Raw genomic sequence first — 15,924 nt, 5'->3', positions numbered from 1 at the left:
GCTGCCTTCATCCTGACATCGCAGGGCCAACGCGGCGAGGCGAAGATTCCGGCCTTGCGTAACGCCTCGCAAAGTGTCGTTGCCGTAAGCGCACGACCCCGCCAGGATTGTGATAAAATGCGCGAATTCTGGTGTCCCTCTAACAGGAAAGAATCATGATGAGCCTGGCCGGTAAGAAAATTGTTCTTGGCGTCAGCGGCGGTATTGCTGCTTATAAAACGCCAGAACTGGTGCGTCGCCTGCGCGAACGCGGCGCAGATGTGCGCGTTGCCATGACCGACGCGGCGAAAGCCTTCATCACCCCGCTGAGCCTGCAGGCGGTTTCCGGCTACCCGGTCTCCGACAGCCTGCTCGATACGGCCGCAGAAGCCGCAATGGGCCATATTGAGCTGGGCAAATGGGCGGACCTCGTCATCCTCGCCCCCGCCACGGCCGACCTGATTGCCCGCGTCGCCGTCGGGATGGCGAACGACCTGGTATCGACCATCTGCCTTGCCACGCCATCGCCGGTGGCGGTAGTGCCGGCAATGAACCAGCAGATGTACCGCGCCGCAGCAACGCAGCACAACCTTAGCGTACTCGCCTCGCGCAATTTGCTTATCTGGGGGCCGGATAGCGGCAGCCAGGCCTGTGGTGATATCGGCCCCGGCCGAATGCTCGACCCGATGACCATCGTCGACATGGCCGCCGCCCATTTTGCCCCCGTCAAAGATCTGCAACATCTGCATATCATGATTACCGCCGGCCCGACTCGCGAGCCGCTGGACCCGGTGCGATACATCACCAACCACAGCTCCGGCAAGATGGGGTTTGCGATTGCCGAAGCCGCCGCCCAACGCGGGGCGAACGTTACGCTGGTCAGCGGGCCGGTGTCGCTGCCGACGCCAGCCTTCGTGCAACGTATTGATGTGACAACGGCTGAAGAGATGAACGCCGCCGTCCAGGCTGGCGTTACGCAGCAGCAGATTTTTATCGGCTGTGCCGCCGTTGCAGACTATCGTGCGGCGGTCATTGCAGAAGAAAAAATTAAGAAACAAGATACCCAGGGTGATGAATTCACAATAAAAATGGTGAAAAACCCGGATATCGTCGCCGGCGTTGCAGCGCTGAAAGAGCACCGTCCCTATGTCGTAGGGTTTGCCGCCGAAACGCATAATGTGGAAGAATATGCGCGGCAAAAGCGTAGCCGCAAGAACCTTGATCTGATTTGCGCCAATGATGTATCGCAGTCAAATCAAGGCTTTAATAGCGATAACAATGCATTGCACCTTTTCTGGCAGGACGGCGAGAAGCGTTTACCGCTCGCCAGTAAGTCACTCCTGGGCCAACTATTATTGGACGAGATCGTTACCCGTTATGATGAAAAAAATCGACGTTAAGATTCTGGACTCGCGTATTGGCCAGCAGTTCCCGCTGCCGACCTATGCCACCGCTGGCTCAGCAGGCCTCGACCTGCGCGCCTGTCTTGATGACGCCGTAGAGCTGGCGCCGGGTGAAACCACCTTACTGCCGACCGGTCTGGCGATTCACATTGCCGACCCGTCTCTGGCAGCAGTAATGCTGCCGCGCTCCGGCCTGGGTCACAAGCACGGTATCGTGCTGGGTAACCTGGTGGGGCTTATTGACTCTGACTACCAGGGTCAGCTGATGGTGTCTATCTGGAACCGCGGTCAGACGACTTTCACCATCGAGCCGGGCGAGCGCGTCGCGCAAATGGTATTTGTTCCTGTCGTACAGGCCGAGTTTAATCTGGTCGAATCGTTTGAAGCCACCGACCGTGGCGAAGGTGGCTTCGGCCACTCCGGGCGTCAGTAAACCGCCCTCAGGCGCATCACGCAGGATGTGATGCGCCCGTTTTTTACGTATCTCACGGCGTCATAATGTAAAAACAACACTGCACGTTATGGTTGCGGTCACCGTGTGGATGCTCGCCTGACAAGTGTTTTATTTTCAGGGGTATTTTAGAACATGGCAGAAAAGCAAACTGCGAAAAGGAATCGTCGCGAGGAAATACTTCAATCCCTGGCGTTGATGCTGGAGTCCAGCGATGGTAGCCAGCGCATCACGACGGCAAAACTGGCCGCTTCCGTAGGCGTTTCCGAAGCGGCGCTATACCGGCATTTCCCAAGCAAGACCCGCATGTTCGATAGCCTTATCGAGTTTATCGAAGATAGCCTGATTACCCGTATCAACCTGATTCTGAAAGATGAAAAAGACACCACTGCGCGCTTGCGGCTGATTGTGCTGTTGATTCTGGGCTTCGGTGAACGCAACCCTGGACTCACCCGCATCCTGACCGGCCACGCGCTCATGTTCGAGCAGGATCGCTTACAGGGCCGCATTAATCAGCTCTTTGAGCGCATTGAGGCGCAGCTGCGCCAGGTACTGCGCGAGCGGAGAATGCGCGAAGGGGAAGGCTATGAAACCGATGAAACGCTGCTGGCAAGCCAGCTGCTGGCCTTCTGTGAAGGGATGCTGTCGCGCTTTGTGCGCAGCGAATTTAAATACCGGCCCACGGATGATTTTGACGCCCGCTGGCCGCTGATTGTCGCTCAGCTGCAATAGCGCAAAATGGCCCGCGCAGTGCCGGATGGCGTCGCAAGCGACTTATTCGGCCTACAAAGGATGTCGATTTCAATCAGTTAGGCAGTCCGCGTAGGCCCGATAAGCGTAGCGCCATCGGGCATTTCGGGCTTTGTCATCAGTCTCAAAAAAATAGCCCGGCCTGCGCCGGGCTATTTTTTTACACGCCGTATGCTTCGCGATAGGCGCGCACGGACGCCAGATGCGCCGCCATTTCTGGCTTCTCTTCCAGATAGGCAATCAGATCTTTCAGGGTGATTATCGAGATGACCTCACAGCCATAGTCGCGCTCCACTTCCTGAATGGCTGAAATGTCGCCGCGGCCGCGTTCCTGACGATCTAACGAGATCAGCACGCCAGCGAGCTGCGCACCGTTAGCCTGAATAATTTCCATCGATTCGCGGATTGCCGTCCCGGCGGTGATCACGTCATCCACCAGCATCACGCGGCCGGTCAGCGTGCTGCCCACCAGATTGCCGCCTTCACCGTGGTCTTTGGCCTCTTTACGATTGAAGCAGTACGGATAATCACGATCGTGGTGTTCCGCCAGCGCGACGGCGGTCGTGGTGGCAATCGGAATGCCTTTATACGCCGGTCCAAACAGCAGATCGAACTCGATACCGGAATCCACCAGCGCTTCGGCATAAAAACGGCCTAACAGTGCCAGATCGCGCCCGGTATTAAACAGCCCGGCGTTGAAGAAATAGGGGCTCTTGCGCCCGGATTTCAGCGTAAATTCGCCAAACTTAAGTACCTGCTTGTTAAGCGCAAACTCAATAAACTGGCGCTGATACGGTTTCATGGATTCGCTCCTCATCTCACTTATTTCAGACAAAAAAAAGGGCGACTACGTCGCCCTTAAAAATCAGTTTTCTAACGCCGCCTTCTGCGTCGCAATAATAGATTCGATTCCCCCTCTGGCGAGGGCCAATAGGGTGAGTAGCTCTTCGTGGCTGAACGGCTCGCCTTCGGCGGTGCCCTGCACTTCAATAATGCGGCCGTCTTCGGTCATCACCACGTTCATGTCGGTTTCTGCCGCAGAATCTTCGACGTATTCCAGGTCACACAGCGCTTCACCACCCACAATGCCCACGGAAACCGCCGCGACCATCCCTTTCATCGGATTGGTTTTCAGCTTGCCCGCAGCAACCAGTTTACCCAACGCATCCGCCAGCGCCACGCAGGCACCGGTAATGGACGCGGTGCGGGTGCCGCCGTCGGCCTGAATAACGTCACAATCCAGCGTAATGGTGAATTCGCCCAGCGCTTTCAGGTCAACTGCGGCGCGCAGCGCGCGCGCAATCAGGCGCTGAATCTCCATGGTGCGGCCGCCCTGCTTGCCTTTTGCCGCTTCGCGGGCGTTACGGGTGTGAGTCGCGCGCGGCAGCATGCCGTATTCCGCGGTGATCCAGCCCTGGCCCTGGCCTTTCAGGAAACGCGGTACGCCTTCGTCAATCGAGGCGGTGCACAGCACTTTGGTATCACCAAATTCGACCAGCACGGAGCCTTCAGCGTGTTTTGTATAATTACGGGTCAGGGTGACGGGACGCACCTGGTTGGCACTACGACCTGCTGGACGCATGATAGAAATCTCCGGCTTGAAACGAATGTGGCTGCGCATTATACACAAAATCATTCCCGCTGTATCAGGGCAGCAGGGGAGCAACGAATTCATCGGGCGCGAGCCGTGCGAAGCGTGCAGGAATGGTGAAAAGGATGGCGCATCACGGGTATTAAAGGTGCTTATTCCTATCCTGATAAGCCCTCGAAGGCTATAATCCCCCCATCTCTCCTTTAGAAACAGGAACGTCTATGATCCGCAGTATGACCGCCTATGCCCGCCGTGAAATCAAGGGCTCGTGGGGCAGCGCCGCCTGGGAACTGCGCTCGGTTAACCAGCGTTATCTCGAAACTTATTTTCGTCTGCCGGAACAGTTTCGCAGCCTCGAGCCTGTTGTGCGCGAGCGCCTGCGTACCCGTCTTACGCGCGGGAAAGTAGAGTGTACTTTGCGCTTTGAGCCCGATGCGAGCGCGCAGGGCGAGATGATCCTTAACGAAACGCTGGCTAAACAGCTGGTTAATGCCGCGAACTGGGTCAAAATGCAAAGCGACGAAGGTGAAATTAATCCGGTCGATATTCTGCGCTGGCCGGGCGTCATGGCCGCTCAGGAACAAGATCTGGACGCCATTGCTGCCGAAATCCTGACCGCGCTCGATGCGACGCTGGACGACTTTATCGTTGCTCGCGAAACCGAAGGCCAGGCGCTGAAAGCGCTGATTGAGCAGCGCCTCGCAGGCGTCAGCGATGAAGTAGCGAAAGTGCGCGCACATATGCCGGAAATTCTGCAATGGCAGCGCGACCGCCTTGTCGCCAAGCTGGAAGACGCAGAGGTGCAGCTGGAAAACAACCGTCTGGAACAAGAGCTGGTGCTGATGGCGCAGCGTATCGACGTGGCCGAAGAGCTGGACCGCCTGGAAGCTCATGTAAAAGAAACCTATAACATCCTGAAGAAAAAAGAGGCTGTGGGTCGCCGTCTGGACTTCATGATGCAGGAATTTAACCGTGAGTCGAACACCCTGGCATCAAAATCGATCAATGCCGATGTCACAAATTCCGCCATTGAGCTGAAGGTGTTGATCGAGCAAATGCGCGAACAGATTCAGAATATCGAATAAAAGCAGACGGTTAAACTGAAACACCATGCCCGCCACGTTGCGGGCATTTTTATATCAGGTAGTTTCTTTTTTTTCACCGTCATTGCATGATGAGCCACCCTTCCAGGAAGGGCGATTATGGAAAAGATACGATATTGCAGAACGGTATTGCTCAGATAATTTCGCCGCACCTTTATCCCTTTAGATAATGGGCTTATCTGTTTTTACGCCCTGATATCGATCTAATTATATCTTAAGCATTGGTCGCTAAACTGGCCGCCTTTACTGCAAATAAAGTTAAACTTATGCAATTCACGACTACTCAGAGTACGCCAGCTTTCAGTTGGAAAGCCCTTGGCTGGGCCGTATTGTATTTTTGCTTCTTTTCTACCGCCTTACAGGTTGTCATCTATGCCACAGGCTACAGCGGTTCCACCGGCCTGAGAGATTCCATTCTCTTTAGCCTGTTATGGCTGGCGCCGGTATTCCTCTTCCCGAATAAAACCCGCCTTATTGGTGCGGTTATTGGCGTCATACTGTGGGCCGCATCACTTGCCGCAATCAGCTATTACGTCATTTATGGGCAGGAGTTCTCGCAAAGCGTTTTATTTGTGATGTTTGAAACCAACACCAATGAAGCCGGAGAATTCTTCAGCCAGTATTTCAGCCTCAAGATTGTGCTGGTTGCGCTGGTGTATACGGCGGCTGCCATTTTGCTTTGGACACGTCTGCGCCCGGTGTACATCCCAACGCCCTGGCGCTGGCTGGTCTCCTTTGCACTGGTGTATGGTCTGATTCTGAACCCCATTGTTAACGGGGTCGTGATGAAAGATAAGCCCCTTGCCGACGTTCTGGACGGCGTATCAACGCGTCTGGCACCTGCTGCACCGTGGCAATTTATTACCGGCTACTATCAGTATCGCCATCAGTTGAATAGCCTGACGCAGTTGCTGAACGACAACCACGCTCTGCCGCCGCTGGCAAATTTAAAAGACAGCACTGGCGATGCGCCGCGTACGCTGGTATTGGTGATTGGCGAATCAACACAGCGTGGCCATATGAGCCTTTACGGCTATCCTCGTGAAACCACGCCGGAGCTGGATGCGCTGCATAAATCAGATCCGAACTTCACGGTCTTCAATGACGTCGTGACGTCTCGTCCTTATACCATTGAGATTCTGCAACAGGCACTGACCTTCGCTAACGAGCAGAACCCGGATCTGTACCTGACTAAACCGTCGCTGATGAACCTGATGAAACAAGCGGGCTATAAGACCTTCTGGATCACCAACCAGCAGACGATGACCTCGCGCAATACCATGCTGACGGTCTTCTCACGGCAGACGGATCAGCAGTTCTACATGAACCAGCAGCGTACCCAGAGCGCCCGCGAATACGATACCAACGTCCTGGCACCGTTCAAGCAGGTACTGGCCGACCCGGCACCGAAGAAGTTTATTATCGTTCACCTGCTGGGCACGCATATTAACTACGAGTACCGCTACCCTGAAAGCTGGAACAAGTTCGCGGGTCGAACTGACGGCATGCCGGCTGGGTTGAGTAAGGATCAGCAAGATACCTACAACAACTACGACAACGCCAACTTGTATAATGACTTTGTCGTTTCCAGCCTGATTAAGGACTACAAGGCGACAGATCCAAACGGCTTCCTGCTGTACTTCTCCGATCACGGGGAAGAGGTTTACGACACGCCGCCGCATAAAACGCAGGGTCGTAATGAGCAAGATCCTACGCGCCACATGTACACCATTCCGTTCCTGCTGTGGACATCAGAAAAGTGGCATGCCGCGCACCCGCGTGATTTCTCACAGGACGTCAACCGCAAATACAGCAGTTCAGAGCTGATCCACACCTGGTCCGATCTGGCCGGTCTGAGCTACGACGGTTTTGATCCAACCCGCGCGCTGACCAGCCCGCAATTTGTAGAAAGCACCCGCTGGATTGGCAACCCTTACAACAAGAAAGCGTTGACGGATTACGACAAGCTGCCGTACGGCGAGCAAACCGGTAATCAGTAATCTTCATTCAGGCCACTTCAACAGAAGTGGCCTTTTCATCTCGCCGGCGCAATGAAAACTTATATTTTCTAATGATGAAAATCATCATACAAGAACACAAAACCCCATACCACAACGCCAACCAAGCCAGCATGAATTAGTTTTACTAATCTAAATTAACTCACCTTAGAAAATCTCAATCGTGACCAAGCGCACAAATCGCTACTCTCCGCTCGTTCATTTTGGGAGCCTCTATGTTACTGCATATCCTTTATTTGATTGGCATCACCGCCGAAGCCATGACCGGCGCACTGGCTGCCGGACGTCGCCGCATGGACACGTTTGGCGTCATTATCATTGCCACAGCCACCGCTCTGGGCGGCGGGTCGGTACGCGATATGCTGCTGGGGCACTATCCGCTCGGCTGGGTACAACACCCTGAATACATCATCATCGTTGCCGTCGCCGCGGTGCTCACCACTATCGTCGCGCCAGTGATGCCGCACCTGCGCCGCCTGTTCCTGGTGCTCGACGCCGTCGGGCTGATTGTCTTTTCGATCATTGGGGCGCAAATCGCGCTGGATATGGGCGAAGGCCCGATTATCGCCGTGATTGCCGCCGTTGTTACCGGCGTATTCGGTGGCGTACTGCGCGATATGTTCTGCAAGCGTATCCCGCTGGTGTTCCAGAAAGAGCTCTATGCGGGCATTTCCTTCGCCGCCGCCGTGCTCTACGTGGCGCTACAGCATTATGTCAGCAACCACGACGTGGTGGTGATTTCTACGCTTCTGTTCGGCTTTACCGCCCGTATGCTGGCGCTGAGATTACGTCTTGGCCTACCGGTATTTTACTACCGGCACGAACCACACTAATCAAACCCCGCTACGCCCAGCGCACGCAGTTTCGCCGCCAGCGACACGATGGTGGGATGATGAAGAAAAGCCACCAGGCTACGCGCTTTCTCCCAGCCAACGCCGGGTAGCGTTTGCCAGCTCAGTTCATCCCGCGCGATGAGCTGCCGCCATGAGGCGTCGCCAGACGCCCTGAGCGCCGCCTCAGGCAACGGTACACCCAGCGCCCTCACCCACTGGCGAAAGGGCTGGCGACGAGCCATATCAAAACGGTGCCACAGCATACCGGCACGTTCCGGCGTCATTCCCGGCGTCGCCTTGAGCTCCGCAACCGTCAGCTCAAGCCATGAAAACAGGTGGCTGAACGGCTGCGCTATCATCAGCCGACGCCATGCCGACTCGCCCATCCCTGGGAAATTAAGCGCCTGTGGAGAAGACAGCCAGCCCAGGCGAGCGAGAAACTGCGCTCGGCAGCTGTCCGTCAGGAAATAACAGGTTAGCGAATGATATTCCCCCGTCGGCGGCTCGGGTTTGGTGCGATCCAGCCCGCGCCAGACCACGCGATCCAGCCGTGGAATGCCCTGCCCGGCCAGACTGACCAGCAGCTGATCGCCGACGGTGAAATCGAGGCCTCGCCAGCGCGATACCGAACCCACATTCACCCTCCGTACCCATTTATCATCCAGCAGCACCGGTTCCAGCGTTGCCACTACCGAGACTTTCCCGCTGCGCCCAATGGCAAAGCGGATGCCGTTAACCTGCGCGACCTGGCCAACCGGCGAGTATTTCCACGCCGCGACCCAACTCCCCTTTGTGGGCTGCCATTGAACGCCGGCCGGCTCTTTGTCCGTGCGCAGTACAATACCGTCGGTAGCGAACGGCAGCGGAGTAGTTACCCAGCGTGCACGCCAGTCCACCGCGTCCTGAGCGCGGGCAAGGGGATGAGAATAACGCTGAGCTAGTTCGAATCCGGACTCGGCCAGCAACCTCAGGCGCTCGGACATCGCCGTGGGGCCGTCTGGCCACGCCCAGATAAACAGCGACAGCATGGAAAGTGGCGTATCCTGCCCACGGCGCATCAGCAAACCGGCGACCTTCGCGCGCGCGTTCATCCCGCCCATTTGTTGCTGCACATGCCCTTCGGCGCGTAAAAATATCTCGCCCTGTAAAACGCTGTTTGCCAGCGCCCCTTGAACCCGCTTCGGTAACGATGGGATACGCCTGGCCTGCGGCGTCCAGTCCTCACCCGCCAGACCGTCTCCCCGGCTGATGGCCTGATATAGCAGCCCATCGCGATAAACCAGCGTCACCGCCACGCCGTCGACCTTAGGCTGCACCCACAGCCCCGTTTTACCCTGCATCCACTGCTTTACCGCACGCTCATCGGCCAGCTTACGCACGCCCGTATGGGCAACGGGGTGTCTCAGCGTTCCGTTCAACGGCGACAGCGTGTCGCTTTCCGGTGGCCCTGCGCCAAAACAGCGCTGCCACTGCGCCAGACGCGCCGCAAGCTGATCGTAAACGTCGTCGTTTACCTCACTGGCGCCTTGCCGCCAGTATGCCTCGTTCCAGCGCGCAATTTGCCCCTGTAGCAGGGCGATTTCCTGCCCGGCTCGCGCGGGCGACCAGGCGGGACAAACGGCCTGCGCCGGTCCCATTAACAGCATAACCAGACCCATAATCCATGGCTTCATATGTGTTCTCCGTCGATACGAACGCGCCGTTTGTAGCGCAGCCGTTTTCAGGGAGCGAGCGTCCGTGCGCCGTTTTCCGAGCAGGCTTCAGAGAAAATGGGTTTATTGCTGCAACGCAGGGATAATTCAGGAAAGCAACGCGCAAAATGAAAGAAACTGGCGCAAAAAGTGTGACAAAGGCTACGTCGTGCAGCGCCACCGTGTATAATAGGCCCGTATGTAAGTTCTCTTTCGATAATCACATACAAAAGACACACCATGGCTCAAGGCACGCTCTATATTGTTTCCGCCCCGAGTGGCGCGGGTAAATCCAGCCTGATTCAGGCTTTATTAAAAACCCAACCGTTGTACGACTCCCAGGTTTCTGTTTCACATACCACGCGCGCGCCGCGTCCGGGTGAAGTGCACGGTGAACACTATTTCTTTGTTAATCACGACGAATTCCGTTCGATGATTGGCGAAGGTGCGTTTCTGGAACACGCGGAAGTTTTTGGCAACTATTACGGCACCTCGCGTCAGGCTATCGAGCAGGTACTGGCGACCGGCGTTGATGTCTTTCTCGACATCGACTGGCAGGGCGCGCAGCAAATCCGTAAAAGCATGCCGGGCGCGCGCAGCATCTTTATTCTGCCGCCGTCTAAACTTGAGCTGGACCGTCGCCTGCGTGGCCGTGGCCAGGATAGCGAAGAAGTCATCGCAAAACGTATGGCTCAGGCAGTTGCAGAAATGAGCCATTACGCGGAATATGATTACCTTATCGTCAATGATGATTTCGATACCGCGCTGGGTGATTTTAAGACCATCCTTCGCGCTGAACGTCTGCGTATGAGCCGCCAAAAGCAGCGACATGACGCTTTAATCAGCAAATTATTGGCAGACTGAACCCACTTTCAGTATCATGCCCAGTCATTTCTTCACCTGTGGAGCATTTAAAGTATGGCACGCGTAACTGTTCAGGACGCTGTAGAGAAAATTGGTAACCGTTTTGACCTGGTACTGGTCGCCGCGCGTCGCGCTCGTCAGATGCAGGTAGGCGGCAAAGATCCGCTGGTACCGGAAGAAAACGATAAAACCACCGTAATCGCACTGCGCGAAATCGAAGAAGGTCTGATCAACAACCAGATCCTCGACGTGCGCGAGCGCCAGGAACAGCAAGAGCAGGAAGCCGCTGAATTACAAGCTGTTACCGCTATTGCTGAAGGTCGTCGTTAATTACATAGCGGGTCGCCCTTGTATCTGTTTGAGAGCCTGAATCAGCTGATTCAAAACTACCTGCCGGAAGACCAGATTAAGCGTCTTCGGCAGGCCTATCTCGTTGCACGTGACGCTCACGAGGGGCAAACACGTTCAAGCGGTGAACCCTATATCACGCACCCGGTAGCGGTAGCCTGCATTCTGGCCGAGATGAAACTCGACTATGAAACGCTGATGGCCGCCCTGCTGCACGACGTGATAGAAGATACCCCTGCCACCTACCAGGACATGGAGCAGCTCTTTGGTAAGAGCGTTGCTGAACTGGTAGAAGGGGTGTCTAAACTTGATAAGCTCAAGTTCCGCGATAAGAAAGAGGCGCAGGCCGAAAACTTTCGCAAAATGATCATGGCGATGGTGCAGGATATCCGCGTCATCCTCATCAAGCTTGCCGACCGTACCCACAACATGCGCACGTTGGGCTCATTGCGCCCGGACAAACGTCGCCGCATCGCCCGTGAAACGCTCGAAATCTATAGCCCGCTGGCCCACCGTTTAGGTATCCACCACATCAAAACCGAGCTCGAAGAGCTGGGCTTTGAAGCGCTGTACCCTAACCGTTATCGCGTCATCAAAGAAGTGGTGAAAGCCGCGCGCGGTAACCGTAAAGAGATGATTCAGAAGATCCTTTCTGAAATTGAAGGGCGTTTGCAGGAAGCGGGCATCCCGTGTCGCGTCAGCGGTCGCGAGAAACATCTGTACTCCATCTACTGCAAAATGGTGCTGAAAGAGCAGCGTTTTCACTCGATCATGGATATTTACGCGTTCCGCGTAATTGTCAACGATCTGGACACCTGCTACCGCGTGCTGGGCCAGATGCACAGCCTGTATAAGCCGCGTCCGGGTCGCGTAAAAGACTACATCGCGATTCCAAAGGCGAACGGCTATCAATCGCTGCACACCTCCATGATTGGGCCGCATGGCGTCCCGGTTGAAGTCCAGATCCGTACCGAAGACATGGATCAAATGGCAGAGATGGGTGTGGCCGCGCACTGGGCCTACAAAGAGCATGGCGGCGAAAGCAGCACTACCGCGCAAATCCGCGCTCAGCGCTGGATGCAGAGCCTGCTGGAACTGCAGCAGAGCGCCGGCAGCTCGTTTGAATTTATTGAGAGCGTTAAATCCGATCTCTTCCCGGATGAGATTTACGTTTTCACCCCGGAAGGCCGTATTGTCGAACTGCCCGCTGGCGCTACGCCGGTGGACTTTGCCTACGCCGTGCATACCGATATCGGCCATGCCTGCGTCGGCGCGCGCGTCGACCGCCAGCCTTACCCGCTGTCGCAGCCGCTTTCCAGCGGCCAGACGGTAGAAATCATCACCGCGCCGGGCGCTCGCCCGAACGCCGCGTGGCTCAACTTTGTCGTCAGCTCGAAAGCGCGCGCCAAAATTCGCCAGATGCTGAAAAACCTCAAGCGCGACGATTCCGTCAGCCTGGGTCGCCGTCTGCTGAACCACGCGCTGGGCGGCAGCCGTAAGCTTGCGGAAATCCCGCCGGATCATGTTCAGCGCGAACTTGACCGCATGCGTCTTGCCACCCTTGACGATCTGCTGGCTGAAATCGGCCTCGGCAACGCCATGAGCGTGGTCGTGGCGAAAAATCTCCAGCAGGGGGAAGCCACGCCATCGGCACCGGGCGCCTCCGGGCACACCCATCTGCCAATAAAAGGCGCTGACGGCGTACTGATCACCTTTGCCAAATGCTGTCGTCCTATCCCCGGCGACCCGATCATCGCCCACGTCAGCCCGGGTAAAGGGCTGGTTATCCACCATGAATCGTGCCGCAACATTCGCGGCTATCAGAAAGAACCTGAGAAGTTCATGGCAGTCGAGTGGGACAAAGAGACGGCGCAGGAATTTATCACCGAAATTAAGGTCGATATGTTCAACCACCAGGGGGCGCTGGCCAACCTGACGGCAGCCATCAATACCGCGACGTCCAACATTCAGAGCCTGAATACGGAAGAGAAAGACGGCCGCGTTTACAGCGCCTTTATCCGCCTGACCGCGCGCGACCGTGTGCATCTGGCGAATATCATGCGCAAAATCCGCGTAATGCCGGACGTTATCAAAGTCACCCGTAACCGAAACTAGCTTTATGAATCTACAGCGTTATGCGCGTATCCGTGAGATGCTCGCCAGGCGTCAGCCCGATCTGACCGTCTGCATGGAAGAGGTCCACAAACCTCATAATGTTTCGGCGATCGTCCGTACCGCTGATGCTGTAGGCGTTCATGAAGTTCACGCGGTCTGGCCCAGCACCCGAATGCGCCCTATGGCATCGGCAGCGGGCAGCAACAGCTGGGTACAGGTGATAACCCATCCCACTATTGGCGATGCGGTCGGCCATTTAAAGGGCCAGGGCATGCAAATCCTGGCAACACACCTGTCAGACAAATCGGTCGATTTCCGTGAAATCGACTACACCCGCCCGACCTGTATTCTGATGGGGCAGGAAAAAACCGGTATCACCCAGGAAGCGTTAGCGCTCGCAGACCAGGACATCATTATTCCAATGATCGGCATGGTGCAGTCGCTCAACGTCTCCGTCGCCTCCGCCCTCATTCTTTACGAAGCTCAGCGCCAGCGTCAAAACGCGGGCATGTACAGCCGCGATAACAGCATGCTGGCTGACGAAGAGCAGCAGCGTCTGCTGTTTGAAGGCGGCTATCCGGTACTGGCGAACGTCGCCAAACGCAAAGGCCTTCCCTACCCCCACGTTAACGAGCAGGGCGAAATCGAAGCCGATGCTGCGTGGTGGTCCACTATGCAGGCCACGGAGTAACCGCTATGCAAAGCCGTCTGCTGGATGCCGTTCCGCTCAACACGTTGACCGGCGTAGGCGCCGCGCAGAGCAGCCGGCTGGCAAAAATTGGCCTGCACACGGTGCAGGATTTGCTCCTGCACCTGCCGCTGCGCTACGAAGACCGCACCCAGCTTTATCCTATCGGTGAACTGCTTCCCGGCATCTACGTGACCGTGGAAGGCGAAGTCCTGAACTGCAATATCACCTTCGGCGGCCGCCGGATGATGACCTGCCAGATTAGCGACGGCACCGGCATCCTGACGATGCGCTTTTTCAACTTCAACGCGGCGATGAAAAACAGCCTCGCCACCGGGCGACGCGTGCTGGCCTACGGCGAAGCGAAGCGCGGTAAGTACGGCGCGGAGATGATCCACCCGGAATATCGGGTGCAGGGTGACCTCAGCACGCCGGATTTACAGGAGACCTTAACGCCGGTCTATCCCACCACCGAAGGCATCAAACAGGCCACGCTGCGTAAACTGACCGATCAAGCGCTGGATTTACTCGATACCTGCGCCATCAGCGAGCTGCTGCCGCCGGAACTGGCACAGGGGATGATGAGCCTGCCGGAAGCGCTGCGCACGCTGCACCGCCCGCCGCCGACGCTCCAGCTCGCCGATTTAGAAACCGGTAAACACCCGGCGCAGCAGCGTTTAATCCTGGAAGAGCTGCTGGCGCACAATCTCAGCATGCTGGCCTTGCGCGCGGGCGCGCAGCGTTTTCACGCTCAGCCTCTCAGCGCAAGCCGCGAGCTGAAAGATAAGTTTCTGGCTAATTTGCCGTTTAAGCCTACCGGTGCGCAGGCGCGGGTGACGGCTGAAATTGAACACGATATGGCGCTGGATATACCGATGATGCGCCTGGTGCAGGGTGACGTCGGCTCCGGTAAAACGCTGGTTGCCGCGCTGGCGGCGCTGCGCGCGATTGCCCACGGCAAGCAGGTCGCGCTGATGGCGCCGACCGAGCTGCTCGCCGAACAGCACGCTAATAACTTCCGCAGCTGGTTTGCGCCACTCGGCATTGAAGTCGGCTGGTTAGCGGGCAAGCAGAAAGGTAAAGCCCGTCAGGCACAGCAGGAGGCCATTTCCAGCGGCCAGGTGCAGATGATTGTCGGCACCCACGCCATTTTCCAGGAACAGGTGCAGTTTAACGGCCTGGCACTGGTCATCATCGATGAACAGCACCGCTTCGGCGTGCATCAGCGTCTGGCGCTGTGGGAAAAAGGCCAGCAGCAGGGCTTCCACCCACATCAGCTGATCATGACCGCTACGCCAATCCCGCGTACGCTGGCAATGACCGCCTACGCCGATCTCGACACGTCAGTCATTGATGAGCTACCGCCTGGCCGAACGCCGGTCACCACCGTCGCCATCCCGGATACCCGCCGTCATGACATTATCGACCGCGTACGCAACGCCTGCACCAGCGAAGGCCGCCAGGCCTACTGGGTGTGTACGCTGATTGAAGAGTCGGATCTACTGGAAGCCCAGGCGGCGGAAGCCACCTGTGAAGAGCTGAAGCTGGCGCTGCCGGAGCTGAATATTGGCCTCGTCCACGGGCGCATGAAGCCCGCCGAAAAGCAGGCCGTCATGCAGGCCTTCAAGCAAGGTGAACTGCATCTGCTGATTGCCACCACCGTCATTGAAGTGGGCGTGGATGTCCCCAACGCCAGCCTGATGATTATTGAAAACCCGGAGCGCCTGGGTCTGGCGCAGCTCCATCAGCTGCGTGGCCGCGTCGGCCGTGGTGCGGTGGCATCCCACTGCGTACTGCTGTATAAAGCGCCGCTGTCGAAAACCGCGCAAATGCGTCTGCAGGTGTTGCGCGACAGCAACGACGGCTTCGTGATCGCCCAGAAGGATCTCGAGATTCGCGGCCCCGGCGAGCTGCTCGGCACCCGCCAGACCGGCAATGCCGAATTTAAGGTGGCTGACCTGCTGCGCGATCAGGCGATGATCCCCGAAGTTCAGCGCCTGGCACGCCATATTCACGACCGTTATCCGCAGCAGGCTAACGCGCTTATTGAGCGCTGGATGCCGGAAACCGAACGTTATTCCAACGCGTAG

The 15,924-nt window shown here is 56.8% G+C and carries 14 protein-coding genes; 11 read left to right on the top strand and 3 right to left on the bottom strand.

Translation table 11 applies throughout. The annotated features are described in order from the left end of the window. Positions 1-158 precede the first annotated feature (158 nt). The 3 genes from coaBC to slmA all read left to right on the top strand — a co-directional run bounded on the left by coaBC (position 159) and on the right by slmA (position 2,565). Positions 159-1,379, top strand: a complete 1,221-nt coding sequence (gene coaBC, locus V6942_RS07850; protein WP_333501109.1) for a bifunctional phosphopantothenoylcysteine decarboxylase/phosphopantothenate--cysteine ligase CoaBC — start codon at positions 159-161, stop codon at positions 1,377-1,379. Beyond that, positions 1,357-1,815: a dUTP diphosphatase gene (gene dut / locus V6942_RS07845; protein ID WP_035895829.1), complete on the top strand. Its 459-nt coding sequence runs from the start codon at positions 1,357-1,359 to the stop codon at positions 1,813-1,815. The genes coaBC and dut overlap by 23 nt, the downstream gene beginning before the upstream one ends. A gap of 153 nt (positions 1,816-1,968) precedes the next feature. Continuing rightward, positions 1,969-2,565 carry a nucleoid occlusion factor SlmA gene (gene slmA, locus V6942_RS07840; RefSeq protein WP_106924952.1) on the top strand — a complete coding sequence of 199 codons (597 nt, stop codon included), beginning with the start codon at positions 1,969-1,971 and terminating at the stop codon, positions 2,563-2,565. Positions 2,566-2,743: 178 nt separating this feature from the next. Here the strand turns inward: slmA and pyrE are convergent, their stop codons facing one another. Both pyrE and rph read right to left on the bottom strand, forming a co-directional pair. Beyond that, the gene (gene pyrE / locus V6942_RS07835) at positions 2,744-3,385 is read right to left on the bottom strand and encodes an orotate phosphoribosyltransferase (protein WP_106924951.1); all 642 of its coding nucleotides are present in this window, start codon (positions 3,383-3,385) and stop codon (positions 2,744-2,746) included. A 63-nt stretch (positions 3,386-3,448) separates the two neighbouring features. After that, positions 3,449-4,165: a ribonuclease PH gene (gene rph / locus V6942_RS07830; protein WP_106925181.1), complete on the bottom strand. Its 717-nt coding sequence runs from the start codon at positions 4,163-4,165 to the stop codon at positions 3,449-3,451. A 230-nt stretch (positions 4,166-4,395) separates the two neighbouring features. Between rph and V6942_RS07825 the strand changes: the two genes are divergently transcribed. The 3 genes from V6942_RS07825 (at position 4,396) to V6942_RS07815 (ending at position 8,128) form a co-directional block, all read left to right on the top strand. Further along, on the top strand, positions 4,396-5,259 hold the full coding sequence (locus V6942_RS07825; protein WP_106924950.1) for a YicC/YloC family endoribonuclease: 864 nt from the start codon (positions 4,396-4,398) through the stop codon (positions 5,257-5,259). Between the two features lie 284 nt (positions 5,260-5,543). Next, positions 5,544-7,277, top strand: a complete 1,734-nt coding sequence (locus V6942_RS07820) for a phosphoethanolamine transferase CptA (RefSeq protein WP_333501063.1) — start codon at positions 5,544-5,546, stop codon at positions 7,275-7,277. Positions 7,278-7,510: 233 nt separating this feature from the next. Continuing rightward, entirely contained in the window at positions 7,511-8,128 is a 618-nt protein-coding gene (locus tag V6942_RS07815) for a trimeric intracellular cation channel family protein (protein ID WP_106924949.1), read from the top strand. On the opposite strand, the gene ligB is transcribed toward V6942_RS07815, so the two are convergent. Further along, entirely contained in the window at positions 8,125-9,801 is a 1,677-nt protein-coding gene (ligB, locus tag V6942_RS07810; RefSeq protein WP_333501062.1) for an NAD-dependent DNA ligase LigB, read from the bottom strand. The two genes, V6942_RS07815 and ligB, sit on opposite strands and share 4 nt — an antisense overlap. Before the next feature lie 258 nt (positions 9,802-10,059). Between ligB and gmk the strand changes: the two genes are divergently transcribed. The 5 genes from gmk to recG are packed head-to-tail and all read left to right on the top strand — an operon-like array spanning position 10,060 to position 15,924. Next, positions 10,060-10,683, top strand: coding sequence for a guanylate kinase (gene gmk, locus V6942_RS07805; protein ID WP_106924947.1), 624 nt, complete (start codon positions 10,060-10,062; stop codon positions 10,681-10,683). A 54-nt stretch (positions 10,684-10,737) separates the two neighbouring features. Beyond that, on the top strand, positions 10,738-11,013 hold the full coding sequence (rpoZ, locus tag V6942_RS07800) for a DNA-directed RNA polymerase subunit omega (protein ID WP_000135058.1): 276 nt from the start codon (positions 10,738-10,740) through the stop codon (positions 11,011-11,013). 18 nt (positions 11,014-11,031) lie between these two features. Next, positions 11,032-13,146, top strand: coding sequence for a bifunctional GTP diphosphokinase/guanosine-3',5'-bis pyrophosphate 3'-pyrophosphohydrolase (gene spoT, locus V6942_RS07795; protein ID WP_106924946.1), 2,115 nt, complete (start codon positions 11,032-11,034; stop codon positions 13,144-13,146). Between the two features lie 4 nt (positions 13,147-13,150). Continuing rightward, positions 13,151-13,837, top strand: a complete 687-nt coding sequence (trmH, locus tag V6942_RS07790) for a tRNA (guanosine(18)-2'-O)-methyltransferase TrmH (protein ID WP_106924945.1) — start codon at positions 13,151-13,153, stop codon at positions 13,835-13,837. A 5-nt stretch (positions 13,838-13,842) separates the two neighbouring features. Continuing rightward, positions 13,843-15,924: an ATP-dependent DNA helicase RecG gene (gene recG, locus V6942_RS07785; protein ID WP_106924944.1), complete on the top strand. Its 2,082-nt coding sequence runs from the start codon at positions 13,843-13,845 to the stop codon at positions 15,922-15,924.

Source organism: Kluyvera genomosp. 2, assembly GCF_036759865.1.
Classification (GTDB): Bacteria; Pseudomonadota; Gammaproteobacteria; order Enterobacterales; family Enterobacteriaceae; genus Kluyvera; species Kluyvera ascorbata_B.
The sequence above is the reverse complement of the archived record's forward strand: the minus strand, read 5'-3'. Positions and strand labels throughout refer to the sequence as shown.